The following is a 26,065-nucleotide window of genomic DNA, read 5'->3' on the forward strand; positions in this document are numbered from 1 at the left end:
TTGTGAGTTTACTTCTTTTCTCTCATTAGAATTTGCATTTTAATGAAAAAAACATAGTTTTGCAGTCAATAAAATAATAAAAAATATGAAAATAAAGAGAATTATTAGCTTTGTTGCGTTAATGGCTTTTATTAATGCATTTTCTCAAAATCAACAGAAAGATTGTGGTTTTGATGTTGTAATGAAGAAAATGGATCATCGATATCCAGACTTAAAGAAAAAAAGAGAAGTGGCAGATGAAAATTTTGCAACTATTAATAAACAATCATATTTAAATAAATTCGGAGCAACAACTTCATGGAATGGTTTATATACCGGACAGGTTTATGAAATTCCAGTAGTAATACACGTAATTGAATCGCAAGCTGCTGCCAATTCAAGTTTAGCGTTAACAGATCAGGAAATTATCAATTGGATTGATAGAGCGAATAGAATGTATGCTACTACGTATGGTAATGGTTTCTATCCAGAAGGTACAGGCCCAACGGGTGGAGCAGTAATGCCATTTAAGCTTGTATTAGCCAAAAGATCTCCTAGCTGTACACCTACAACAGGAATTGTAAGATACAATGGAAGTGTACTTCCTTCTTATGATACCTATGGAGTAAAAATGCAAGGGAACAACGGAGCTGCTGATTATGACATTAAAAACCAACTTGCTCCGCACTGGCCGGAGACCTCTTATTTTAATATCTATGTAGTGACTGGTTTCGATGGACAACAGCTATTATCTTATGGATTAATGGGATATGCAATGTTCCCTGATGCTTATGATTATAGCTATGAGAGTTTTATGAAAGTAGCTACCATTAAAAACTCAAATGATACTACACTTACTCATGAATTGGGACATGCATTTGGTTTGTACCATACTTTCCAAGGAGTTTCCTATACTAACCAGAATGCTTGCCCAGTAAATAATAACTGCGCAACAGACGGAGACAGAGTTTGTGATACATCTCCATCTAGAAGTATGTACGGAGTGAATGTTCCTAATAATACCGCTACAGATCCTTGTACGAGTCAGAATTATGATGGAACGCAGTATAATATCATGAACTACACGAATGTGGAACGTAAATTTACAGACGGACAAAGAGACAGAGCAATACTGATGATGATGGAATATAGAAAGAATCTAATGAATTCTACAGCAGGAAAAGATCTGGCAGTTGTTGTTCCTTCTCCGGTTTCTGTTATTGCGGCACAATGTAGTCCTGTGGGGACTGCACATCCAACCAATAACAATTTTGCAATAGGACCTTATAAAGTTAGTTTTGCATCTATAAATAGTACAACAAATGGGTATGACTCTGATGAGCCATCACCAATATATTATGCTGATTATTCTACAGCAACTTGTATTAGACCTTCATATGCTACAGAGATTTCTTCAAACTCTAGTACTCCGTTGAAAATAAGTTATATGAATGGGTTTAATCAGGCAGATAAATTCAAAACAAAGGTTTGGATAGATTATAATAACAATGGTTCTTTTGAAGAATCTGAATTGGTTGTGAATAATACGTCGGCAACCGCTATGGCTTCAGGAGCTTCAATAACACTTACCAATAATATTACTCCACCGGCTTCTGCGGTAAAGGATACATATTTAAGAATGAGAGTGGCAGTAGATGCTGCAACATTTGCTTCGGCAGTACTTCCTGATGTTACTCCGTGCTCACAGTTACAATATGGTCAGGTAGAAGATTATGCGGTGAAAATTCTAGGTGTATTGGGAACTTCTGAAACTAAAGAAAATTCAGATGTTAAGATTGTATATTCAAAAGGTGAGAATAAGCTTACTCTTGTAGGCGCTAAAAACAATGTATTTGGAGATTATCAGATATATGACTTAAGTGGAAAATTAATCCAAAAAGGAAATTCTAAAACGAATGAAGTTCAGGTGAACCAAGAATTGGTAAAAGGAGCTTACATTATTAATTATTCAGATAAAGATAAAAAAGGATCTAAGAAATTCTTAAATAACTAAATCTATGAGAGGCCCTTTTTTAAAGGGCTTCTTTTTTGTTTATAAAATAACATGGGGAAAATTATAAGTATTATTTTATTATTCATATTGATGAGTAACTGCCAGTCTCAGCAGAAAAATAAAGATGCAAGAAGTAAACCTACGCTTTCTGCAAAAAATGAGGCTGAATATTTTTTAGGAAGCTGGAAATTGATAGAAAAAAATTATGTTGATGGAACTGAAAAAAAAATCTATCCGCTGCATGAATGTATGAAAAAGTACACTCTTGTATTCGAGAAAGAAGGTGGAGGTATCTTTCTTACTAAAAATTATGCTACAGGTAAAGATTGTTCTATTAAAAATTCATCGGGTAAAATTCAGGTAACCATCAATCAAAGTGCTTTTTCGTATTTAGATGCAGATTTAAAAAGGTTAGATCAATATAAAATACTTTCTCCGGAAAAATTTGCTATCCTATATCATGATATTCTTGAGGGTAAAGTAAGAGAAATTGAAGAGGTGTATGAAAAGCAGAAGTGAGTTTTAAATTAATGATATACAGATGTTTGATTATTTTAGTTGAAATAACCTTAACTTTAAGAATCAAATCATCAAAATTTTTAATTATGAAAAATCTAATCGCCGTTTCATTAGCTTCATTTCTATTAATTATAGTCTCTTGTAATAAAAAGAAAACAATTGATGATGAATTGAAAGAAGCAGCAATTAATATGAATAAACTTACTCCCCAGATTCTTAATGACGGAATACGTCTGGACAGTGTTTCTTCAAAGCCCAATAAAATCTTTAGGTACAATTATACATTGATACAGGATGTAAAAGAGAATGTAACAGAAGAAGAGATCAATATCTTTAAGAAAGAAGTAAAAGAAGGTGCATTGAATGCCATTAAGACCTCTGCAGACATGCAGGAGTTTCGGGATAATGATGTGACGTTGAAGTATTTTTATTACGATAAAAACGGAAAACCTACGGCTGATTTCATCATTACTTCTACGGAATATAAAAAGAAATAATTGAGGTGATAAACTCATCAAAAAAATCCGGAGGCTTATTTCAAGCGATCCGGATTTTGTTTTAAAAAGCTGTCCCAGCCTGTATAAGATTTATCACTGCTAATGGTTCCTGAATTAAAGTGGTGGCAAACCGCAACGGCTAATCCATCCGATGCATCAAGATATTTTGTTGGAAATTCTTTTAATTTTAATAAATTTTTCAGCATTCCTGCTACCTGTTCCTTACTGGCATTTCCGTTTCCGGTAATCGCCATTTTTATCTTTTTGGGAGAATATTCTGTGATAGGAATATTTCTATATAAACTTGCCGCCATTGCGACGCCTTGGGCACGGCCTAATTTAAGCATACTTTGTACGTTTTTCCCAAAGAAAGGAGCCTCAAGAGCTACCTCATCGGGATGGTATTCATCAATTAGTGCCAAGGTTTTGTCGAAGATATATTTAAGTTTAGTTTCGTGATTAGGGTATTTTTTTAATATCAATTCATGAATTGAAACCATCTCCATATTGCCCTTCTTAACGGAAATAATACCGAAACCCATAATAGCGGTTCCAGGATCTATTCCTAAAATTATTTTTTCTGAAATCATTGAGCCAAAGATATGACTTTCCTTAATTGTTAAGAGATAAAAGAAAAATAGTTAATCATTTTTACACTTGCTTTTTTGTGTTAAAGAATTGTATTTAACTTTTTCTCAGCGATAGGGACCCATTTTCCATCGTGACGGAGTAAGGTTATTTTTTCAACGATGAATTTAGTTTTATATTCTTTGTCCTTATATACTTCAATTGCTTTTAGATAATTATCAAAGCTTAAATTTCTATAACCTACTGTAATATGAGGATTGAAAGAATATTTCATAAAATTAAATTGTTGCTTTACCCGATTATAAAGCTCTATTAAATGATCATTGGCTTCAGGCTTTATAAAAAGAACAGGGTTTTTAGGATTCGAAAAGCCATCGAAACCATTCAATGTAATTTCAAAAGGAGAAAGATTGGTATCAATTTTTTGAAATGCAATATGAAGATCTTCTTCTAATTTTATTTCTCTGGAGAAAGGAGGAAACAACGTAATATGTGCCTCATTTTTTAACGCTTTTGAATTATCGTAGTTTGAGGCTAAATCTTGCTTAAATAAGTTGACCTCATCAATGATCTGTTGAGGCGGAAATACGGCGATGAAATAAAGCTTTTTCATGGGTCTAAAATAAGACATTAATTATTTTCAGTTTCAATTTTTTAAATAAATATTGATACATAAGAAAATTATGCATAAGTTTGCTAAGTATAAAAGAGGTCAGATTGAAAAAAAATAGTCTTTACAAAGGAACGCTTCAGAATATCATTTTAAAACTTCTCGCCAAAGAAGTTAAAATGTATGGTTACCAAATTACCCAACATGCCAAAGAATTGACAAAAGGGGAATTGGAAATGACAGAAGGCGCTCTATATCCAATTTTGCATAAGTTGGAAAGTGAAGAGATGATTATTTCTGAAATTCAGAAAATTAACGGAAGAGATCGTAAATACTATCTTTTAACAGAAAAAGGTAAGAAGCAACAGGCGGTGCAGGAGGATGAAATGAAAAGCTATCTTTTTAATTTAAGTACAATTTTTAATATCAGTTAAATACACAAGTGATGACAGCAGAACAGGAAAAACAAATAACAGGTTATCTTATTTTTCAAAAATTGCCTTTGGATATCTTATTTGAAGTGAAAGATCATATGATTTCTCAGGTTTTAGAAATTCAGTGTAATGATAATTTAGATTTTGATGAAGCATTTCATAAAACTAAAAAATTATGGGAAAGCGAATTTAAGCTGACCCATTATTATGCTTTTTATTCAGAGAAAATTCCTGTCATTGTTAAGAAAATTGTGAAAGAACGATATAATAATATTCTCAAAAAATCACTTTTATTGGGGTTGCTCTCTTTTGGAATGAGTCTGTTGTTAATTTATTTTTCAGATAGTACGGAAACATATACTTCATTCTTTAGAGCACAAAATTGTCTGTTTCTTATTGCTCCTTTACTGGTGTTAATAAGTAATTACAAAATGAGAAAGTATATCAAAACAGATTTTAAATACAAAGGAAGATTGTTTTACACCATGTATCAGCAAAATATGGGGTTATTGCTTATATGCACAACTTCAATGGCTCAGATTATTTCAAAGGAAGGGAAGTATGGCTATTTGTTTTTTAAGACAGGAGACACCACGCATATTCTTTTTATTTTGGTTACTTTAATTCTTCCATTTTTAGTACAAACTATGATTATCTTTTTCCTCATCAATTTCTTTGAGCATAAAAAAACAATTATAAGACTTCAAAATTCTCTTAATCCTTCCGGTGGCTAATAAGTTCTTCGTTCGGGGTCATCATTTCTGTTCTTAAATCAATCACTGTATTTTCTATCCCGTCTGTGATTTTCTTTATTTCGATATGAGGTCTGAAGATGGAGCTTTTCCCTTTTTCTTCATCCGCAATATTAGATAAGATAATAACAGAGGTTTTGGTTTCAGGGTAATAAATATTCAGAGAAGGGGAGCCTTTAATATATCCGCTGTGGAAATAGGCATTCGGTTTTCCAATATTAAGCATGATTCCGTAGCCATAGCCCATTTTTCCGAAGATTTGATGTTGTCTTTCTGAACTTTTTGCCATGAATTTTTGAAGCGTTTCCTGATTTAAAATTTTCCCACCATATAAAGCGTTATTCCAAGTATTCAAATCCTGAATGGTCGAAAGAATACCTCCTGCGGGAATTCCGATTTCTTTTCCGCCTAGTCTTTTAGGCATATTCTGGATGAGCTCAGCATTCTTTGTGTTACCAAGATAAGCCGAGGCAAAATCAGTTCCTTTAAAAACATTTCCTGTAGAAGAACTGTTCATTCCTGCTTTTTTAAACAGATCCAACACATTTTCGTCATAAGATCTTCCTGATACCTTTTCAATGATCTTTCCGAGTGCATTAAATCCATCATTGGAATAGAAAAAGTTTGAACCACTTTTAAACATCAGTTTTCCTCCAAATAAATTCAATCCCGAAGTATGATTTAAAAGTTGATGAATGGTGATGTTTTCATATTCTTTAGTCTGAAATTCTGTTAAATATTTCGATACTTTATCATCAGTCTTTAGTTTTCCTTTCTCCATTTCAAGTAAGACCATAACGGCAGTGAACTGCTTGCTTATTGAGCCAATAGCGAAAAGAGTATGATCGTCAATTTTCGTTTTTGTTTTAAAATCTGAAAATCCGTTTTCTTTTTGATATAGCTTAGTAGAATCTTTGAAAACAGCAACACTTCCATTAAAGTTATATTTCTTAAATACAGAATCTATCTGCTGCTCCAGTAATTTTTTTTCAAAAGCGGTGATCGTAGAATCTATGATCGCATTTTTGTCAATTGGCTGAGCTGCTATCTGTTTAATTTCATTTTTCTCACATGAAATGATGGTAACCAAAAGGAAGAGAAGTGCGAAAAAAGAATATTTTTTTTGTGTCATTTTAGGGTAAATAATTTTTGAATCAACTTTGTTTTTCAAAAATAAGAAAAACCGCTTAATTTCACTTAAGAGGTTTGGAGTAAATAATATTAAAGTAGTTTTTATCTTCCGAGGTCAACCATACATTAAGCAAAGAAATGTACAGGCTTCTATTTGACGAATGTAATAAACAGATCATTTATATTTTCATCTGTCGTAAAGACTTTTATAAATGCTTTCGGAATATAGTATACTTCGTATTTGTTATAGAATAGAGAGAAACTTTTATTGAACATTTTATAGTCTAATTTTTTTCCGCCTAAAAAGACTAAAGATTTTTCATTGGCAAATAATCCTTCTGCAGAAACACCTCCGTATTCTTTTATTCCCTCGTTTTCTGTAAGATATAACGTGTTTTTTTTAAGGAGCTCCTCCTTTTTGAAGATCATTAATTTTCCCGCATAATGATAACCTTCGGGACTAAATTCGAGTAGATTTTCTGTTTTGACGCTTTCTTGTGGAACCTCCAAATTGTAGAAACCTTGAACGTCTGTTTTTGCAGAGTATACCTTTTGAGGAGTAATAAAATGAATTGTGGTTTCCGGGCCCGGTTTATTGGTTCCTTTAATTAAAACTTTCCCTGAAATAATCATATTCCCGTCACCTGTTTTATCTTCTTTTTTCTGATTCTCTTTAGCTATTTTTGATGGGGAAGATACAAATTCAGTTTTGGCGACAACTTTTGTCTGTGCGGGATAAGAATTAATCATACTTGCTGTTAAAGCCAATCCAGCTGCGATCTTAGTAAAAGAAGTTTTTCTTGGATGATGGTTGTGTGAAAATGAAATTTCAGGTTGTAAAGCTAGGTTTAACGGTCTCTTAAAAACGATTCCACAGAATTGTTCGCCTTTGTTTTGCAGAATAATATTAAAAATCTCCGAATCATTCAGCTTAGATAAGTCTAAGACTTTTTTTGAGCATAGATCGCAGAATTTCCCGTCAGGAAGATCATGCATTTTTTCTAACGCTTCTTCACAAGGTTTTTCAATTTTTAAAAATGGTTTCATAAGATGGTTTTAGTTTACGATATAAACGAAAACTTTTATCTATTATTTTGAGATCAGATCACAAAACCAGAAAACATATTCTTCCTCTGTATCGTTCTCGTCAGATTTGGGCTTGGGATAGGTTTTCTTTACGGTTTCTCCGATTTCAAATGAGACCGGTTGTTTAAAAATAGGTCCATCAAAAGTGAAGGTGTGAAACTCTCCATTTTCTCCACAAGGATCAACGTTTTCAGGTAAGTCATTAATAAAATCCTGATCAATAATTCTTCCTGCAAAACTTTTATCTAAATACGTTTCGTTCACGCAAGTAACAATGGTTTTAAAACCGATAGCTAAAAATTCATGGATGAGGTCTAGCGTATTCTGTTTCCAAAGAGGAAAAACAGCTTCCATCCCGATAGCGTGTAATTGCTCCTCACGATACTTCCGAAGATCTTCCAGAAAAATATCTCCAAAAATGGAATGGGTAACTCCTTGCGATTGTATTTCTGTCATTGTTTTATTCATGATCTCACGATATTGCTCCATTGAAGGCTCTTTCGGAATTTGCATAATCTTTAAAGGAATTCCAAGACTTGAAGCCTGTTGTTGTAAAAGATCTATATGAACGCCATGCATAGAAATTCTTTGAAACTCTTCATTCACACTCGTCAGTAGGGAAGTGACTTCAAAATGATCTTCATTTAAGGTTTTATATAGTGCCAGAGCAGAATCTTTTCCGCTGCTCCAGTTAAAAATGGCTTTTGGCTTCATGTAAGGATGATATTTTATAGATATTTATTATGTTAAATGTAACGAATTGGTGAATTAAGTTGTCTTATTTAAGTAAGGACCAACAATTTTTTTTTAAATTTAAACCAAATAAAAATAAAACGAGATGAAAAATTTATTATTGGGAACTGCTGTTCTATTTTTTACAGGAAGTATTAGCCCTGCTTTCTCGCAAAGTACGGAAGCTCCAAAATTTATCAGTAATACGGAAGGGGTAAAAGAATACAGCCTTAAAAATGGGATGAGAGTTCTTTTAATTCCTGATGCATCACAAAGTAATATGGTGGTGAATATTGTGTATAATGTAGGCTCAAAAGATGAAGGATATGGGGAGAAAGGAATGGCACATTTACTTGAACATATGTTGTTCAAGAGCACGAAGAATATGGGCGACATAAAAAAGCAATTGTCGGATAAAGGAGGGCAGGCTAATGGAACTACCTGGTTTGACAGAACCAATTATTATGAAATCTTTCCTTCCAGTGAAGAAAACCTAAAGTGGTCTTTACAGATGGAGGCCGACCGAATGCTGAATGCTACAATTTTACAGACAGATCTTGATAAAGAATTTTCTGTTGTAAGAAATGAATTTGAGATTGGAGAAAATAATCCGACAAGAGTGATGATTCAGAATGTATTTTCTAACGGATATACTTGGCATAATTACGGAAACAGCACCATCGGGAGTAAAGAAGATATTGAGCGTGTAAAGGCACCAACATTAAGAAAATTCTATGAAAAATATTATCAGCCGGATAATGCAACCTTAATTATCGCCGGAAAGTTTGATGAAAAAAGTGCCCTAAAATACATAACAGATTATTTTTCAGGATTAGCAAAACCAACCCGTGAATTGGGTGGAACATATACGGTAGAGCCTGCTCAAAATGGAGAAAAATATTTTGAGGTTAAGAGAAATAATGATCAGCAGATCATTGCTGCAGGATATCATACGCCTGCTTTTGCCGATAAAGATTATGCGGCTTTGTCTGCACTATATGAGATTCTAACTTCTGATCCTTCAGGATATCTGTATAAAAATTTAGTGGAAACACAGAAGGTTTCTTCTATCTGGACATTCAGTCCGGTGGTAAGAGATCCGGGAATGGTTTATTTTAATTTTGATGTTCCAAAAGATAAAAATCTGGATGAAACAACAAAGCTTGTAAAAACAGAACTAGACAAAGTATCCAGCATAAAGTTTACAGCAGAAGATCTTAAAAGAGCGAAAGCAAAATTGGTAAAAGACATCGAAAACGAAAAAAATAATACCATTAATTATGCGATCGGACTTACAGAAATTGTTGGAGCCGGAAATTATAAATTGAACTTCCTGTATCGTGATAATGTAGAGAACCTTAAACTGGAAGATATCAACAGAGTAGCTCAGAAGTATTTCAAAAATAACAACCGTACCATTGGCGTTTTCCGTCCTTCTCCTAATGAAGAGAGAGTTGCACCTACTGAATTCAGAGACAATCAGATTGCTGATTTGGTAAAAGACTATAAAGGTAGAGCCATAGAAAAAGAGGCAGCTCCTTTTGAAGCTACTATTGCGAATGTTAAGAAAAACCTTACCGAAGGAAAGCTTTCTAACGGAATGAAATACGGATTAATTAATAAAGAACTTAAAGGAGAAAAAATTCAGGGAAATTTCCGATTCAGAATTGGAAATGAAAAAGATCTTGAAGGGAAAGATGCAGTAGCAAGTATCACTGCTGCTCTATTAAAATCAGGAACTAAAACGCGAACAAAAGAGCAGATTCAGGATGATCTTGATCAAATGAAATCTTCTGTAAATGCTTATGTTTATGGGCAGAATTTAGTTATCAATGTAAATACGTACAAACAATATTACCCGAAAGTAATGGCTATTGTACAGGATATCCTTACAAATTCTACCTTTCCGGAAAATGAACTTACCAAAACAGTAACCGAAACGAATACTTGGTTGGAAGGACAGCTAAAAGATCCGAATGCCATTGCAAGGAATGAATTACAAAGATTGGCTTCACCCTATCCAAAAACAAGTATTTTCTATGTGGCATCTTTACAGGAACAAATTGATAATAATAAAAAAGTAACAAGAGCTCAAGTTGCAGATTTCTATCAAAATATTATGGGAGCTTCAGATGGAGCAGGGACTTTGATAGGAAGTATTGATGCAAAACTAGCTTCTACAGAATTGGAGAAAACATTTGGGAAATTTACTGCTAAATCTAAATTTGTTGAGGTAAAACCTACCTTCTTTGAAACGAAGAAACAAGATAAAAATATCATTACTCCGGATAAAGAAAATGCGGTAGCTCTTGGAACTTCAAGTTTTAAAATGGCTCAGGATAGCCCAGATTATCCTGCATTGGTTATGGCTAATGAAATTTTAGGAAGTGGAGGATTTCTTTCTGCCAGATTACCGATGAGGTTGCGTGAAAAAGACGGAATTTCGTATGGAGTAGGTTCTTATCTAAACGTTCCCGTTACCAATGATGTTGCGTCATGGAACTATTATGCATACCTGAATCCAACGAAGAGAGATGCCGTAGAAGCTGCTGTGAAGGAAGAAGTAAGCAAAGCGCTAGCCTCAGGATTTACGCAGGAGGAATTAGATTCTAACAAGAAAAGTTATGCAAACGAAAGAAAGACCAATTTAGGTTCAGACAATATGCTTATTAATCTTGTGAATACCCAACTTCTTTTTGGGGTTCCATTGGAAAGATTTGACGAGCAGAATTCAAAAATTCATAATCTGAAATTGACAGAAGTAAATGCAGCCTTGAAAAAATATATTTCTGAAAGTAAGGTGATCTCTGTTTTTGCAGGAGATTTTAATAAAAAATAAAATAACTCAAATTTTAGCAAATAAAAACCTCACAGTGTGTGTTACTGTGAGGTTTTGTATTTTGTGAGATTTACCAATAATTGGCTACGGCCCAGCCGTTACATATTTCTTCTGTACTTACCACCTACTTCAAACAAAGCATTGGTAATTTGTCCTAGAGAACAATATTTCACGGCATCCATCATAACATTAAATAAGTTCTGTTGGTTGATGGCTGCGTATTGCAATGTTTTTAATGCGGCTTCAGATTTATCTTCATTCGATTGTTGGAAGTTATGAAGCGTTTCAATTTGAACCTGCTTTTCTTCCTCAGTTGAACGGATAACTTCTCCTGGGCGAACGGTTGGTGAACCATCTTTTCCAAGGAAAGTATTTACCCCGATGATCGGATATTCTCCGGTGTGTTTCAACCATTCGTAATGCATCGATTCTTCCTGAATTTTTGAACGTTGATACATGGTTTCCATAGCACCAAGAACTCCACCTCTTTCGGTGATTCTGTCGAATTCTGCATATACTGCTTCTTCAACAAGATCTGTCAATTCTTCAATGATAAATGAACCTTGAAGCGGGTTTTCATTTTTAGCTAATCCTAATTCTTTATTGATGATCAACTGAATCGCCATTGCTCTTCTTACAGATTGCTCAGTCGGCGTTGTAATCGCCTCGTCATAAGCATTCGTGTGAAGAGAGTTACAGTTATCGTAGATCGCATAAAGCGCTTGAAGCGTTGTTCTGATGTCGTTGAAATCAATTTCCTGAGCGTGAAGCGAACGTCCTGAAGTTTGGATGTGGTATTTCAACATCTGGCTTCTTTCGTCTGCACCGTATTTCAGTTTCATGGCTTTTGCCCAAATTCTTCTTGCTACACGTCCGATTACTGAATATTCAGGGTCAATACCATTAGAGAAGAAGAACGATAGGTTAGGCGCAAAATCATTGATATCCATTCCTCTTGATAAATAGTATTCCACATATGTGAAACCATTCGCTAAGGTAAATGCCAACTGAGAAACAGGGTTTGCACCCGCTTCTGCAATGTGATATCCTGAAATAGAAACCGAGTAGAAGTTTCTTACTTTTTCGGTAATGAAATATTCCTGAACGTCACCCATTAATCTAAGGGCAAATTCAGTAGAGAAAATACACGTATTCTGTGCTTGATCTTCTTTTAAAATATCAGCCTGAACGGTACCACGAACAGTCGCGATAGTTTTAGCTTTAATTTCAGCGTATGCTTCAGCAGGAATTACTTCATCTCCGGTAAGTCCTAATAATTTTAATCCTAAACCGTTGTTTGATGGAGGTAATTCACCGTTATATTTTGGTCTTTCTAAACCTTTATCGTCGAATTTTGCTTTTAAAGCCTTCTCAACATTCGCTTCTAATTTATGTTCAGCGATATATTTTTCAACATTCTGATCGATCGCAGTATTCATAAAGAAAGCTAATAGCATCGGAGCTGGTCCGTTGATCGTCATGGAAACGGAAGTCATGGCATTCACCAAATCAAATCCGGAATACAATTTTTTAGCATCATCTAACGTTGCGATAGAAACTCCTGCATTTCCGATTTTACCATAGATATCTGGTGGTAATGCTGGATCTTGACCGTATAAAGTAACGGAGTCAAATGCTGTAGACAAACGTTTTGCATCCATTTCCGCCGAAACGTAGTGGAATCTTCTGTTCGTTCTTTCAGGGCCTCCTTCTCCGGCAAACATCCTTGTAGGATCTTCCCCAGTTCTTTTGAAAGGATAAATTCCGGCTGTATAAGGGAATCCTCCCGGAAGGTTTTCCTGACCTTTCCATTTGATCAAATCTCCCCAATCTGTATATTTTGGTAAAGAAATTTTCGGAATTCTTAAGTGTGATAAAGATTCTGTAGAGGTTTCAACTTTAATTTCTTTTCCACGAACGAAATAAGAGTAAAACTCAGCCTTGAAAGCATCTTTCGTATCGTCCCAAGTTTTTAGGAAGTCGATATTTTCCTGTTGAAGATCTTTTTCAGCTTTTTGATATTCAGTATCTAAAGTTTCATTTGAAAGGAATTTTTTCACTCCTTCAATGTGATACATCTTTCTTGCTAATTCAGCCTGTTTTTCAACATTAGCGTCATAAATTCTATTATTTTCAACAATTTCAGATAAATAACGAACTCTTTTTGGAGGAATTATCGTGATATCTTCAGAAACTTCTTGTTCAACAAAACCTTTTAGGTTTAGACCTGAAAACTTATCATTTACTTTTTCAACTAATCTATTGTATAAATCGGTTGTTCCGTGATCGTTAAACTGAGATGCTTTGGTTGCATAAACAGGCATGTCATCCAACGGACTTTCCCATAATAAATGGTTTCTCTGGAACTGTTTTTTTACGGCTTGAAGTGCGTCTAAAGCACCACGTTTGTCAGATTTATTTAAAGCAACTAAATCTGCATAATCCAACATGTCGATTTTTTCCAACTGTGTCGAAGCTCCATATTCAGGAGTCATTACATACATGGAAACATCTGCGAAATCTGAAACTTCTGAACCAGATTGTCCAATCCCTGAAGTTTCTAAAATGATAATATCCGGATGAGCCAGTTTCAACACATTCAAAGCTGAATGAATAAACGGAGAAACAGAAACGTTGTTCTCTCTCGTTGCCATCGAACGCATATACACTCTCGGATCATTGATCGCGTTCATACGGATTCTATCTCCCAACAATGCACCTCCGGTTTTCTTTTTCGAAGGGTCGATGGAGATAATAGCAATTTTTTTATCTGTATTGGAACGTAAGAAACGTCTTACCAATTCGTCTGTTAAAGAAGATTTTCCGGCTCCACCAGTACCTGTGATCCCGATGATTGGAATGTTTAAGTCTTTTGATTTTTCGTCAATGGCTTTTACCAAGTCCGGTTTTTCTTCTGAGAAGTTTTCAACGGCAGAAATGATTTTAGCAATACTTGTAGAATTTTCAAAATTAATTGAATCTAAATCCTCTGCTGTGACTTCTTTTCCGGTTGCGAAATCTGATCTTTTCACCAAATCATCAATCATACCTTGTAAACCAAGTTCACGGCCATCATCCGGAGAATAAATCCTGTCGATTCCATAAGACATGATATCTTCAATTTCTTCGGGTAGAATTACACCGCCACCGCCACCAAAAATTTTGATCTGCGGAGAGTTTTTCTCCCTTAAAAGGTCGTAGATGTATTTGAAATATTCGTTGTGGCCACCTTGATATGAGGTTAAGGCGATTGCATTGGCATCTTCCTGAATAGCTGTGTTTACAACTTCTTCTGCTGATTTGTCGTGACCAAGGTGGATGACCTCACATCCTGTTCCCTGAATGACACGTCGCATAATATTAATTGCTGCATCATGGCCGTCAAATAACGACGCTGCGGTTACAATTCTTACTTTGTTTTTAGGAGTATATTTTTGGGTTTCCATAAAAAATCTAGAAATTTTCTGAATTCTCAAATATAACAATAAAATAACAACCTTTTTTTTGTGTTTAAAATATTGATTATTAGATTTTTATTTCTTTTTCAGTAAAATAATTTTCCCCAAGAGAACAAACATTCGTTTAAGAATGACAACTAAATTATCTATTTTTGCGCCTTAATATATATAGTATGAAAAAGGCTTTGATGTATTTTGCTTTAGGAACGGTTTTAAGTTTCCTTATTAATTATTTCTTTTATAATTCCAATAATATCGGTCTTGATATATATTATGCATTATCTTTTGGGATTGCCTGGGGGATTGCTTATTATTTAGATACGCCCAATATCACGCTACCACAGAAATTAGGTTTTTCTTTTGTAGCCATGGCAATCTTGGTATTGGTGGGAACATTAATCTTTAGTTTAGAATTGGCGATTCCTTCCATCCTTAAATTTTCAACAGTTTTTGTCGCCTATTATTTATTTGCGAGTTTTAGGGGAAGCAAGTCATTAAGAAAATAAAAAAATCGGGCTGTCTTTTAAGGCAGCCCGATTTTGTGTTTTAATGGATCATCAAGAAGCTGATCATCGCTAAACCAACTAATAAAAAGCTGAAAACAAAAAAGTTGATGAAGAGTAGGAAAGTACCGATGATAAAACTTACTAAACCATGAGAGTGATATACTTTACGATGGGCAATGAAGAAATAGGCAATACTATATAGGGCCAGTATATAATATGATATATCAATTACAGTATCAAAGAACTTAATATGTTCAATAAGTCTTTGGGTATGAATTAATATTGAAATAAAGGTGACCAAAAATAATAGAAATGAAAAGTAATGAAGGGTGAATACACCATGGTCAAAATACCACCACTTTTTCTTATTGTGAAAGATCCACAATAAAAAGGCAAAAATTGGGAGGTAGATAAAAAGGGCTTTCGGAAGATTATGAAAAGAAACTTCATAGATCTTTTGAAATATTTCTTTTTTTGGAATTCCACTTTCTTTCAATTCGAAAAACTTGTGAACAAAAGGAGAAGAAAGGTTATATCCGAAAGAAGGGTTTTTGGCTACAATCGAGTCATATTCTTTAGCATTTTTGGCGCCCGATATTACTATAGATTCGTCTATACCATAATTAAAATTCATCTCTTCTTTCGGTTCGGTTGCTTCTTTGGCTCCCTCTTGAATCTTTTTATTTATTGTTGCAGCTAGCGTAGAGTCATTTTTAGAAAGATTCTTCGTGTTTTTGTTGACAGCTTCCGTTAGTTGTGCGGAAATTACTTTTTTAATACTGTCATTTTTTGCCTTAGTCTCAGCCACTGTAGCGGGAGATTCCTGATGGTCAAAATTAAGATTGATCAATGGGAAAAGCGAAAACATAAAAAAAGTAATGAAACTCATAAATATGTAAAGCTTTACGGGAGGCACATACATTTGTCTCTTGCCTTCTAAATAAATTGCGGTTAATTTTCCGGGTTTGAACAGAAGATTTTTAATCGTCTTCCAGAATTGTCCGTCGTAGTGGGTAAAATCTTCAATAAAGTGGGTAAAGAGATAATGAAAGACTTGTTTAGGCTCTGTATTTTCCTGCCCGCAGTGGGTACAGAATCTTTCTTCTACTTGGTATCCACAGTTTAGACAGGTTTTGTCTTCTCTGATTTTTCCGTGACTCATGATATAAGGATTTGCCGCAAATATAATTATTTAACTGTATACAATAATTAGATTGGTAAGCTTTTGCGACAACGTTTAAGGAAAAGTTAATAAAGCAAGAGTTTGGCGTACAAACTCTTTACTTTATCACTTGTGTTTTTAGAATCTTCTAAAACGTTTTTTTTCATCGTTAAAGTCTTTACAACATTTATGCCATAAATAATATACATAGATAAAAGTTGTCGAATCGTTTAAGCAAAACATGTAGTCAACACATTATCTGAAATATGTTTTCCTGTTACAAAATTAATTTGTATCTTTGCACACCCTTACGGGGAAAATTATGTTTAATCTTTAACTAAAACGTGTGAATACATTAAGTTACAAAACTGTTTCAGCGAACAAAGCTACTGCAAATAAAGAATGGGTTGTGGTAGACGCTGAAGGACAACCATTAGGTAGATTAGCTTCTACGGTTGCAAAGATTTTGAGAGGAAAGCACAAAACAAACTTTACACCTCACGTAGATTGTGGTGATAACGTTATTGTTTTGAATGCTGGGAAAGTTACTCTTTCCGGAAACAAGTGGAATGATAAGACTTATATCTGGCATACAGGTTACCCTGGAGGTCAAAAGTCTATGACTGCAGCTGAACTAAAAAAGAAAGATTCTTTAAAAGTATTAGAGAAATCTGTAAAAGGTATGTTGTCTAAAAACAGATTAGGATCTGCTTTATTGAAGAACCTTTATTTGTATGAAGGAACTGAGCACAAACATGAAGCTCAACAGCCTAAAACAATTAATATTAACGAATTTAAATAATTATTAATATGTCTATAGTTCACAAAATCGGAAGAAGAAAAACTTCTGTAGCAAGAGTTTATGTAAAACCAGGTTCTGGTATCATTACAGTAAACGGTAAAGAAGCTGCAACTTATTTCTCTACAGACGTTATGGTTTACAAATTAAACCAACCGTTTATCCTTTCTGAAACTGTTGGTCAGTATGACGTTACCGTAAACGTATTCGGTGGTGGAAATACAGGTCAGGCAGAAGCTATCAGATTAGGTATTTCAAGAGCTTTATGCGAAATCAATGCTGAGTTCAGATTAGCTTTGAAGCCTGCTGGTTTACTAACGAGAGATGCAAGAATGGTGGAAAGAAAGAAGCCAGGTCAGAAAAAAGCAAGAAAGAGATTCCAATTCTCAAAACGTTAATTTTCAGACTTTCAGATACAAGGTCTCAGATTTCAAAGTTTTTTGGTCTGTTATCTTATGTCTTAAATCTATTATCAAAACAAAAAATTGCCCGTTACGTTTAGCATCCAAACACTTCTCCCATCTAAAGAAGCTGTTGATTGCATAAGAAGCGGAAAGTAAACTAACAAAAACAGAAAACATGGCAAAAGCAAATGTAAAAGACCTTTTAGAGGCTGGCGTACACTTCGGTCACATGACTAGAAAGTGGAATCCAAATATGGCTCCATACATTTTTATGGAGAAAAACGGTATTCACATTGTAGACTTACATAAAACAGCGGTTAAATTGGATGAAGCTTGTAACGCTTTAGAAAAGTTAACTTCTGCAGGTAAAAAAGTTCTTTTTGTTGCTACTAAAAAGCAAGCAAAAGAAGTAGTTGCAAAGCATGCTGCTGAACTTAATATGCCTTATATTACAGAAAGATGGCCGGGAGGTATGTTAACAAACTTTGTTACTATCAGAAAGGCTGTTAAGAAAATGAACCATATCGACAAAATGAAAAAAGACGGTACGTTCGAAACTTTATCTAAAAAAGAAAGACTTCAGGTTGACAGACAAAGAGCTAACTTAGAGAAAAACTTAGGTTCTATCTCAGACATGGTTCGTCTTCCTTCTGCAATCTTTGTTGTAGATATCATGAGAGAACACATCGCGGTAACTGAAGCTAAGAAATTAGGTATTCCAGTTTTCGGTATTGTTGATACAAACTCTGATCCTAGAAAAGTTGATTTCGTTATCCCAGGAAACGATGATGCTTCTAAATCTATCGATATGATCTTGAGCGTAGTTTCAGAATCTATCAAAGATGGTCAGACTCAAAGAAAAGCTGATAAAGAAAAATCTAAAGAAGAAGGAGAAGTTGTATCTGCTGATAAAGACGCAGATTTCGACGCTGCTGCTGAATAATTGAAGATTTATCTTTGAAATATTAAAACCGCTAAACTTGTTTAGCGGTTTTTTTTGTGCTTTTTAATAATTATATCCTATTTAATTTTTTACAATTTAGATCTTATTGAGAAGTGAAGAATAATAAGCTCTGTTTTAAGACTTAAAAATCTACATCGCTTTACTTAATTAAACTTACCTTATTTAATTTTCTTAGTGTGATTTAAACGTTTTTCAATCTCTACATCTTTATTAATTCGAAAGTTTAATCTTATAAGTAGAAGTAACAAATGTGGTTTTCTTATAAACAGAATTGCATAGCATTCCCGATAAATTATAATTTTGATTTTTAGGAACCATTGCATATCCTGTTTTATTGGCAGCTATTGGTATCTTTTTAAAATAATGAGTTCCACTAATTGTCAAAACCATATTACATCGTGAATTGTTTTCTACAGTAATAGATGTTTTATCCCCTTCTGAGCCGTTTAATATATCATTGAGGACTTCCGTTGTTTCAGGTTTATACGTCTTTATAAGCGTATTGTATTCCATTTCTACTTGGCTTGCAGAATTGGTGCTATGAGCTGTAGTATTTTTAGGAAGAGATGTTCTTTTAACGGGATAGTTTGACGTAGGATTTACTCCACAACTATGAAGTATAATTACTATAAGGCTACAAAGGAGGTATTTCTTTTTCATTGTAAAAATTCAACTTATAAAAGTACTGTTTTTACTTATTATCTGAAATAGGCTTATTCCCTACCTGAGTTGGATTATTAATGCTGAGTAAAATATTCTTTCTAATGTCTTTTTGTGAATTATATTTTACATCACAGACATTGCTGTTGAGGATATAAATTCCCTTATTAATAACAATAAAATTCTCTCCGTGGGCAGGAATTGCCATGTTGTAGAACTCTTTTCCCTGAATTTTTAAAACCAAATTACAGTCAGAATTGTTTTTAAGTAAAAGTATGGCTTCTTTACTCGTGATATCTTCATCAAACATAGCATTTAAAAGATGAGCTGTTTTTTCTTTGTGGTCTTTTGAAGTTTCAGTAATTAAACGCTTAAATTCTTCAGCATCTTTAGAGTTTGAATCTCTCATTATGCTGTTAGGAATCTCGGTGATAACGGGTCTGGCTTCCATAGGTTTGGCATCTTTTCTACCTTTTGTCCATGCTTCATTTTTTAAGGCAATGAGCTTTGGCTTCAAAACACTTTTTTTTGGATCTTCAGGAAAAGTAGTATTCAGATACTCTTCAATCTCTTTAATATTGGTGCTTTTTAGAATATTTTTCGAATTTTTTTGAGCTGCAACAGAACTACTGATCATTACAAAAAGTAATGAAAAGATGAACGTATTTTTTTTCATCAATGATCAATTTAATTAGTGTGTTTTTCATTTGTGGTTGTACGTCATAAGACATGACAACATAGGATTGTAAATTTTTACAACCTTTATTCTTTTGGGTGAATTTTATCACCCAGAAAATGGAAAATGATTAACTAATTAAATAGAAATAGGGAAGGGTGTTTTTTTTCATCTTGTGTGTATTTTTAATTTATTTTAAACTTAATATAAGTTATTGTTTTTCCTTTTGCAGAAAACAATTCTTCATAATAGGTTTTTATATCTTTTAAATGTTCGGTACCTGGATCATATTCTGCTGCACCATAAATGTCATGGTGTGCTGATACAATTTCATAGCCTGCCCCTTGAAGGTAGCCTAGTGTATAACCATGTAAAAACTCAGAATCGGTCTTTAAATGAATGATACCGCCCGGTTTAAGGAATTTTTTATATCGCTCAAGGAAATCAGGATGGGTTAGTCTATGTTTGGTACGTCTGTATTTGATCTGCGGATCAGGGAACGTAATCCAGATTTCATCTACTTCGTTTTCTCCAAAGAAATGATCTACCAATTCTATCTGAGATCGTACAAAAGCAACATTCCCCATGTTGTTTTCTACGGCTTCTTTTGCACCAAACCAGAATCTGGCACCTTTGATATCAATCCCGATAAAGTTTTTTTCAGGGAAAGCTTTTGCAAGTCCTACAGAATATTCTCCTTTACCACAACCTAGCTCAAGAACAATAGGGTTGTCATTTTTAAAGAAATCTGTTCTCCATTTTCCTTTCAGTGCAAAGCTGTGTAAAGCTTCTTCTCTTGTTGGCTGGATAACGTTCGGTAATATTTTGTTTTCAGCAAATCTTGCTAACTTATTTTTTCCCATGAGATATATAAAATCCCGCAAAAATAGCAAAATTTGTATAGATTACCTTGTCTTTTAACGATAAAAGACTTTTATGAAGACGTATTATTTTTTTGCTGAACTTCCCAAAGCTACCATAATGGGCTTCTGAATTGTTTTTTGAGATGCATATTGAGCACCACATACAATACTTGTGAAGAGGTAGTCTCCTTTATTCACTACGACAGAACTTTCGTTATGTGCAGGAACCGCAAGTCTATATTTTGTAGTACCCACACCTTCCATACGTACAATAATATTACAGTCTGATTTGTTTTGAATAAGAACAATACAGTCTTTACTCATCGGATCATTATCGAAAAGTGAGTTTAATATTTGTACGGTTTTATTTTTGTGTTCCGTAGGAGAAACAGCCATCAATAGATTAAACTCTTCTGCTTCAGTATCTTTAATAATGGTGGTGGATGCTACCGCAGTAGTATTGGTAACGTATACGTTTTTTGCATTACTGGGCGTATAAACAATCAGAGATTGTTTTGCCTGTAATTCTGCATTGTATTTGGCAATTTGTTTTTGTTTGATAATCGCATTCATTTCATCGAATGTGATCTTTGTAGAAGGTCTTCTTTTCAGCAATGCAAGTTGCTCCTGCATTTGTCTTACTTTTTGATCTTCCGGAAGGGCATTCTTGATGTATTCCTTCATCATTTCCATTACTCTAGGCTTTAGGATGCTTCTGCGAGGATCATCAGGATGGGCATCTCTTAAGAAAGCATTTATTTCATAAATGTTCTTGCTTTTTAAAATTTCGCTGTAGTCTTTATCCTTTCTCTGTGCAGAAAGAAGACCAAAGAATAGGAGGGCACTAAAGAGTAAAAGTAACTTTTTCATTCACTAATATTAAGGTAAAAAATAAATTATTCTTTTTCTTTATTTGTGTTTTGATGGTTTTAATTTAATCATTAGAGTCCACTACATTGTGATATAAAATTAAAGATATTTTTAAAAAATAAAGGAATGTATATCACTTAATTTTATGACGTACATTCCTTTACTACAAATATGATGCTAATTTATTTAATAATGTCCTGAAGATGAGAATTTCTAAGCCTTCTCTGGTAGATCGGCATATACTTCTCAATCGGGATTTTGACGGCCTCAAAATTACCATTCATGATATAAGGCTGAATATTTTCTGATGAATAGACAAATTGAAGGAAATTATCAATTAAATTTTCAGGGATTTTAAATTTCAGGAAGTAATCTTTTCCTAAATAATTTTTAATCTGAGAAATTGAACTGTTCATTTTTTCATAGGCAACATAGCGTTGTTTTTTCTTTCTTTCTCCAGATAGGATATCGTAAATACTTTCTAAACTAAAGGTAAGTCCGCCATCTCTTAATCCTGCAACAGGAAGTTCCGGTGGTGTTCCGTCTCCTTTTGGTTCCGGTAAGCCGATCACTTTTTTCAGTGCCCATGCTTTGTCATCTTTTTTCAGCGAGTTTACATCATATCTCAAATTTCCGGTAGGCTTAAACCTGCTGAGAACAATTTCCTGAATATCGTGATAGGCTATTTTTAATTCAATTAAATTTTTAGGTCCCAACATTTGAGGAGAAAGCTGAATATCTTTTCTTTCTGTTACAATGGAAGTAAAACGTACAATATCTCCGGCATTGGCAGGGATATTAAAATCACCATTGTAATCTGTAAGAACCGTTTTTTGAGTCGTAAGATTGGTTACATAAACCTGGTTAAGATATAATACAGAATTGTCCCTTAGAAAGACTTCTCCGGAGTATATTTGAGCATTGATTTTTACCAGAAAAACCAAGACTAATAAAGTGATAAGCTTCTTCATATAATGCAGCAAAATTACATAGAAATACAATAATTTATACCTAGTTAAATAGTGAAATCAGGTTAAAGTTATATTAAACTTTATGATAAAACTGTTAATGAATGTTATAAACCTAGTTTAGACAATAGATTAAACTATCTGTTCTTTACCAATAGCCAACTTGAATATTTTACCGATGTGCTTCCTCCAAATTCTGTCCAGCTGATAAAATACCAATAAGTGGCTGTGTTTATCGGTCTTCCGCCTAATGTTCCGTCCCAAGTAAACCTATTGGTAGGTGTTCCTCTGAAGACTTCGGCTCCGTATCGGTCAAATATTCTGAACACCAGATTGTCATTACCCATTAATGCAGAATAATCTATATCATCATTAAGTCCGTCATGATTTGGGGTGATGGTATTGATCAAATTAATAATGGTGAATGTTCTGGTAACCTCATCACACTTTCTGGAATCTCTCACATGGATCACATGATTTCCTCTAGGCACATTTTGGAAAACATTGGAAGATTGCCAACTGATTCCGTCCAAAGAATATTCATAAGGAGGAGTTCCACCGCTGGCACCAATGGTTACCGTATTTCCGTTAATTTCTATGGAAATAATCGCAGGGAGAACAGATTCGGTAACATTTACATTCTGTCTGTACGTACACCCGTCAAAAGTAAGATCTACCCAATAACTTCCTGCCGGAACGTTTGTAATGGAAGGAGTGGTTGCTCCTGTACTCCACAAATAAGCATCGAATCCAGGACCTGCATCTAATGTTGTCGTTGTTTTTGGACAAATTATTTGATCAAAAAGAACAGTTGATTTTTTAGGCGTTTTAATATTGATCGTTATTGAAGCAATGTTTGGGCAAACGCCAGGTTTTTCAAATCTGATATGGATGGTCTGCGCTCCGGTAAGATTCATCGGGTTACTGATAGGCGCAATGTTATTCTGAGCATCGGCCAAAGTTGCATGATAGGTTACGGTAACGTTAGGATCAATGGTAAATTGAGGAATGTACTGGGTGAGATTTACGTTTTTAATTCCATCCAGATCATCATCACAAACACTGATAACGAATGACGTTTTTATCAAAGGAATTTTAGCTCCGATACTGAAATTTAAAGGTTTAATAACAGAAGCACATCCATCAGGAGATTCAACTCTTATGTATATGGTTGTAGCTGCGGTATAGCTCCAGTTGTTAGGTAGTGTATTGGCATTTCCTGCGTTGGCATCCGCTAAATTGGCGTAATATCTTACATTCGTAAAATAAGCGGGAGTATTTAGAACAATAGGAGTGATGTTTGATAAAATAACAGTTACTGTTCCATCTAAATTATCATCACAGAAAACGCCATTATAATTGTTTAATATGATAGCCAGGTTGTATAAATTCAGAGTAATCTGAGCAATACTTTTACATCCTACATTATTCTTAACTACGGCATAAACGATCGTTCCATTGGGGGCAGGATAGGTTGTTGGCGCTGTAATTAATGCTGCTGTATTTTCATTCTGAGCATCCAGCAGGGTAGGGTAATACGCAATGGTTACCGGCGTATTGTTGGTAATATTAGCTGAAGTTAAATTAAAAGTTCCTTGTCCGTTGATGTTACAGGCGGTTAAGGTTGCATTATTTACGGTCAGTGCCTGAATATGAATCGTTACAGTGACCGTTTCACAATCTGGAAGATCGGGATGATTTCCGCAGAAAGTATAGGTTAAAGTATCTGTTCCTGTAGTTCCAGGAGTTGTAACAGTATATGTAATTATTCCTGTAGTGGGATTGATAACGGCTGTTCCTAATGTTGGCTGAGTTGTAATAGCAACGGTAGAAGGCACCGGTATTTGGGTAGAACTGCTAAAAGCCGGTGTGATGGTTTGTGTGGAACAGACATTATAAACTGCAGTCGTTTCCTTCATACAGTTCAATACCTTTAATTTTTCTGTGACCAAAGGTGCACAACTTCCCATGGTTACCGAACAGCTGTAAAATCCAGATTGGGTAGGCGTATAGGTTGATAAAGTGGCTCCCGGAATTAGAACATCATTCCGATACCATTGATACGAATCATAAATAAGAGGATCTACGGTAAGAACGATTCCCGGCGCGCAGCCATTACCCGATTTTAAAATGACCGGCTGGGTTGGGAACCCTGCAAAGAAACCGCCATATCCCACGGCATCACTTCCTGCACTGATTCCTGCCATAATGGCTTTAGAGGAAACTACAGTAATAGTCCCTGTGGTATTGGGAATTCCGTACGTTACCCAATTGTTGGTCCCCGTCATATTAAATGGGCCTGTGCTGGTAAGAGGAGTATTTCCATTGACGGTTACCACAGCGCCTCTTTCGGTAATTAAATTAAGCTTAGTGGGAATATTTAGAATTCCGTTAAGATTAGCATTGGAATGCACAAAGTTTTCATCAATAAAACCTAATTCATTGATCTGTTTTGGCAAATAACAATTCAGGGCGGGGATGAAATTAAATCCACCCGTTGCGACCTCACTTCCCGAAGCGGAATCTCCCGCTAAAAGCTGATAAACATAAGCGTTTTTGGAAGTTCTTACATATAAATTATAATGTCCACTTCCCTGAAGCTGATATTTGGTATCGGGAATTACAAAATATTGTCCCGTGTTTAGAGTAGCTACCGGAGGAATTTCATTATTTACGAAAATTTGGGTGTTGTCTTGTGTGGCAATCACCATCGCCCCTTCCATATTGGCGCCAATACTACCGTTGCCTTTTACGATGGCGAATTCGCTCCCCAGTCTTTCAACCGGAACCGACTGATCCATCAAAATATCCGAACTCGAATCATAATTTCCCGCATATTGACCGTTGAAGTTTCCGTTGGTAATATTTACAGGTTTATCAGAAACGATTTTAGATCCTATAAATCCGTTAAAGTTTCCTACAAGAGATCCATTTCCATCAATGATGTAAGATTGCCCTTTGTTTAATGTAAAGGTCATGGTGGGGTTGGTTGCTCCGGTGGTTCCGTTGGAGAACTGAACCGTACTCTTATATCCGGAAATTGTAACCGTTGTATTGTCTTCAGTGGCTAAAACACTGGTCATGAAATTTAAAATAAAATTGCTCACGGTGATAGGAGCACTTGCTGCATAAAATGTCTTTCCTGTAGAAGGAATTCCTTTTGAGGTAATAATTTCTGCGTGGTTAAAAACAGAGAATCTTAAATTGACATAAAAGGGAAATTCTGCTTTTAAATAAAGCCCCTTTGAGGTAGGCGTAAATAAATCTGTTTGCTGAGTAGTGATGATATAATCTCTTAATACATCAAACTTTTGAGGATTATTTTTACTGATATTCACAGTCCCGATCAAGACATTGTTATTATAAATACTTACCGGAAAAGAGGTCGTTCGGTTGGTAGATAGATATAATTTTTGATAAGGATTCGGATTTCCCGTTCTGTCTACCATAGGGGCAAACCAATGTTCTCTGTCCAACTGAGCGAAAGTTGACGTGAAAATATAAAGTATAAATAGAAAAGATAGAATTTTCTTCATTCAGGATCAGCTTTTACC

23 protein-coding genes are annotated in these 26,065 nt (G+C 34.6%); 10 read left to right on the forward strand and 13 right to left on the reverse strand.

All coding sequences use genetic code 11. From position 1 onward, the window contains the following. The first annotated feature begins 85 nt into the window (after positions 1-85). The 3 genes from AMQ68_RS14925 to AMQ68_RS14935 all read left to right on the forward strand — a co-directional run bounded on the left by AMQ68_RS14925 (position 86) and on the right by AMQ68_RS14935 (position 3,009). Complete coding sequence (locus AMQ68_RS14925) at positions 86-1,993, forward strand: GEVED domain-containing protein (protein WP_054511433.1); 1,908 nt, start codon at positions 86-88, stop codon at positions 1,991-1,993. A 51-nt stretch (positions 1,994-2,044) separates the two neighbouring features. Beyond that, positions 2,045-2,512 (forward strand): lipocalin family protein, encoded by a 468-nt coding sequence (locus AMQ68_RS14930; RefSeq protein WP_054511434.1) that lies wholly within the window; start codon positions 2,045-2,047, stop codon positions 2,510-2,512. Positions 2,513-2,598: 86 nt separating this feature from the next. Continuing rightward, positions 2,599-3,009 carry a hypothetical protein gene (locus tag AMQ68_RS14935; RefSeq protein WP_123905717.1) on the forward strand — a complete coding sequence of 137 codons (411 nt, stop codon included), beginning with the start codon at positions 2,599-2,601 and terminating at the stop codon, positions 3,007-3,009. Between the two features lie 35 nt (positions 3,010-3,044). Here AMQ68_RS14935 and ruvC read toward each other — a convergent pair whose 3' ends face one another. Together ruvC and AMQ68_RS14945 are read right to left on the reverse strand one after the other, a co-directional pair. Continuing rightward, on the reverse strand, positions 3,045-3,599 hold the full coding sequence (gene ruvC, locus AMQ68_RS14940) for a crossover junction endodeoxyribonuclease RuvC (protein WP_054511436.1): 555 nt from the start codon (positions 3,597-3,599) through the stop codon (positions 3,045-3,047). Between the two features lie 80 nt (positions 3,600-3,679). Continuing rightward, on the reverse strand, positions 3,680-4,210 hold the full coding sequence (locus AMQ68_RS14945) for a 2'-5' RNA ligase family protein (protein ID WP_054511845.1): 531 nt from the start codon (positions 4,208-4,210) through the stop codon (positions 3,680-3,682). Positions 4,211-4,314: 104 nt separating this feature from the next. On the opposite strand from AMQ68_RS14945, the gene AMQ68_RS14950 reads away from it, so the two are divergent. Together AMQ68_RS14950 and AMQ68_RS14955 are read left to right on the forward strand one after the other, a co-directional pair. Continuing rightward, positions 4,315-4,641 carry a PadR family transcriptional regulator gene (locus AMQ68_RS14950; protein ID WP_054511437.1) on the forward strand — a complete coding sequence of 109 codons (327 nt, stop codon included), beginning with the start codon at positions 4,315-4,317 and terminating at the stop codon, positions 4,639-4,641. A gap of 11 nt (positions 4,642-4,652) precedes the next feature. Beyond that, on the forward strand, positions 4,653-5,375 hold the full coding sequence (locus AMQ68_RS14955) for a hypothetical protein (RefSeq protein WP_054511438.1): 723 nt from the start codon (positions 4,653-4,655) through the stop codon (positions 5,373-5,375). On the opposite strand, the gene AMQ68_RS14960 is transcribed toward AMQ68_RS14955, so the two are convergent. The 3 genes from AMQ68_RS14960 to AMQ68_RS14970 all read right to left on the reverse strand — a co-directional run bounded on the left by AMQ68_RS14960 (position 5,356) and on the right by AMQ68_RS14970 (position 8,324). After that, entirely contained in the window at positions 5,356-6,525 is a 1,170-nt protein-coding gene (locus AMQ68_RS14960) for a serine hydrolase (RefSeq protein WP_054511846.1), read from the reverse strand. The two genes, AMQ68_RS14955 and AMQ68_RS14960, sit on opposite strands and share 20 nt — an antisense overlap. 149 nt (positions 6,526-6,674) lie before the next feature. Continuing rightward, positions 6,675-7,571 (reverse strand): hypothetical protein, encoded by an 897-nt coding sequence (locus tag AMQ68_RS14965; protein WP_054511439.1) that lies wholly within the window; start codon positions 7,569-7,571, stop codon positions 6,675-6,677. A 42-nt stretch (positions 7,572-7,613) separates the two neighbouring features. Beyond that, entirely contained in the window at positions 7,614-8,324 is a 711-nt protein-coding gene (locus tag AMQ68_RS14970) for a diphthine--ammonia ligase (RefSeq protein WP_054511440.1), read from the reverse strand. 124 nt (positions 8,325-8,448) lie between these two features. Here AMQ68_RS14970 and AMQ68_RS14975 point away from each other — a divergent pair, with 124 nt between their 5' ends. Beyond that, the gene (locus tag AMQ68_RS14975; RefSeq protein ID WP_054511441.1) at positions 8,449-11,181 is read left to right on the forward strand and encodes a pitrilysin family protein; all 2,733 of its coding nucleotides are present in this window, start codon (positions 8,449-8,451) and stop codon (positions 11,179-11,181) included. Positions 11,182-11,279: 98 nt separating this feature from the next. Here AMQ68_RS14975 and AMQ68_RS14980 read toward each other — a convergent pair whose 3' ends face one another. After that, positions 11,280-14,627, reverse strand: a complete 3,348-nt coding sequence (locus tag AMQ68_RS14980; protein WP_054511442.1) for a methylmalonyl-CoA mutase family protein — start codon at positions 14,625-14,627, stop codon at positions 11,280-11,282. A gap of 185 nt (positions 14,628-14,812) precedes the next feature. On the opposite strand from AMQ68_RS14980, the gene AMQ68_RS14985 reads away from it, so the two are divergent. After that, positions 14,813-15,145 carry a hypothetical protein gene (locus tag AMQ68_RS14985; protein WP_054511443.1) on the forward strand — a complete coding sequence of 111 codons (333 nt, stop codon included), beginning with the start codon at positions 14,813-14,815 and terminating at the stop codon, positions 15,143-15,145. A gap of 40 nt (positions 15,146-15,185) precedes the next feature. Here the strand turns inward: AMQ68_RS14985 and AMQ68_RS14990 are convergent, their stop codons facing one another. Beyond that, positions 15,186-16,307, reverse strand: a complete 1,122-nt coding sequence (locus AMQ68_RS14990) for a DUF3667 domain-containing protein (RefSeq protein WP_054511444.1) — start codon at positions 16,305-16,307, stop codon at positions 15,186-15,188. A 346-nt stretch (positions 16,308-16,653) separates the two neighbouring features. On the opposite strand from AMQ68_RS14990, the gene rplM reads away from it, so the two are divergent. The 3 genes from rplM (at position 16,654) to rpsB (ending at position 18,453) form a co-directional block, all read left to right on the forward strand. Next, the gene (gene rplM, locus AMQ68_RS14995) at positions 16,654-17,109 is read left to right on the forward strand and encodes a 50S ribosomal protein L13 (RefSeq protein WP_054511445.1); all 456 of its coding nucleotides are present in this window, start codon (positions 16,654-16,656) and stop codon (positions 17,107-17,109) included. A gap of 8 nt (positions 17,110-17,117) precedes the next feature. Further along, positions 17,118-17,504, forward strand: coding sequence for a 30S ribosomal protein S9 (gene rpsI / locus AMQ68_RS15000; RefSeq protein ID WP_054511446.1), 387 nt, complete (start codon positions 17,118-17,120; stop codon positions 17,502-17,504). A gap of 181 nt (positions 17,505-17,685) precedes the next feature. Next, positions 17,686-18,453: a 30S ribosomal protein S2 gene (gene rpsB, locus AMQ68_RS15010; protein WP_054511448.1), complete on the forward strand. Its 768-nt coding sequence runs from the start codon at positions 17,686-17,688 to the stop codon at positions 18,451-18,453. A gap of 231 nt (positions 18,454-18,684) precedes the next feature. Here rpsB and AMQ68_RS15015 read toward each other — a convergent pair whose 3' ends face one another. The 6 genes from AMQ68_RS15015 to AMQ68_RS15040 all read right to left on the reverse strand — a co-directional run bounded on the left by AMQ68_RS15015 (position 18,685) and on the right by AMQ68_RS15040 (position 26,047). Continuing rightward, positions 18,685-19,134 (reverse strand): DUF6759 domain-containing protein, encoded by a 450-nt coding sequence (locus AMQ68_RS15015; RefSeq protein ID WP_054511449.1) that lies wholly within the window; start codon positions 19,132-19,134, stop codon positions 18,685-18,687. 31 nt (positions 19,135-19,165) lie between these two features. Then, complete coding sequence (locus AMQ68_RS15020) at positions 19,166-19,810, reverse strand: DUF6759 domain-containing protein (RefSeq protein WP_054511450.1); 645 nt, start codon at positions 19,808-19,810, stop codon at positions 19,166-19,168. Positions 19,811-19,995: 185 nt separating this feature from the next. Further along, on the reverse strand, positions 19,996-20,673 hold the full coding sequence (gene trmB, locus AMQ68_RS15025; protein ID WP_054511451.1) for a tRNA (guanosine(46)-N7)-methyltransferase TrmB: 678 nt from the start codon (positions 20,671-20,673) through the stop codon (positions 19,996-19,998). Between the two features lie 84 nt (positions 20,674-20,757). After that, positions 20,758-21,543, reverse strand: coding sequence for a DUF6759 domain-containing protein (locus AMQ68_RS15030; protein WP_054511452.1), 786 nt, complete (start codon positions 21,541-21,543; stop codon positions 20,758-20,760). Between the two features lie 182 nt (positions 21,544-21,725). Next, positions 21,726-22,514 (reverse strand): hypothetical protein, encoded by a 789-nt coding sequence (locus tag AMQ68_RS15035; protein WP_071254850.1) that lies wholly within the window; start codon positions 22,512-22,514, stop codon positions 21,726-21,728. A 134-nt stretch (positions 22,515-22,648) separates the two neighbouring features. Further along, positions 22,649-26,047: a T9SS type B sorting domain-containing protein gene (locus AMQ68_RS15040; RefSeq protein WP_054511454.1), complete on the reverse strand. Its 3,399-nt coding sequence runs from the start codon at positions 26,045-26,047 to the stop codon at positions 22,649-22,651. Positions 26,048-26,065: the final 18 nt, after the last annotated feature.

It is taken from the genome of Chryseobacterium sp. ERMR1:04, from assembly GCF_001297705.1.
GTDB lineage: Bacteria > Bacteroidota > Bacteroidia > Flavobacteriales > Weeksellaceae > Chryseobacterium.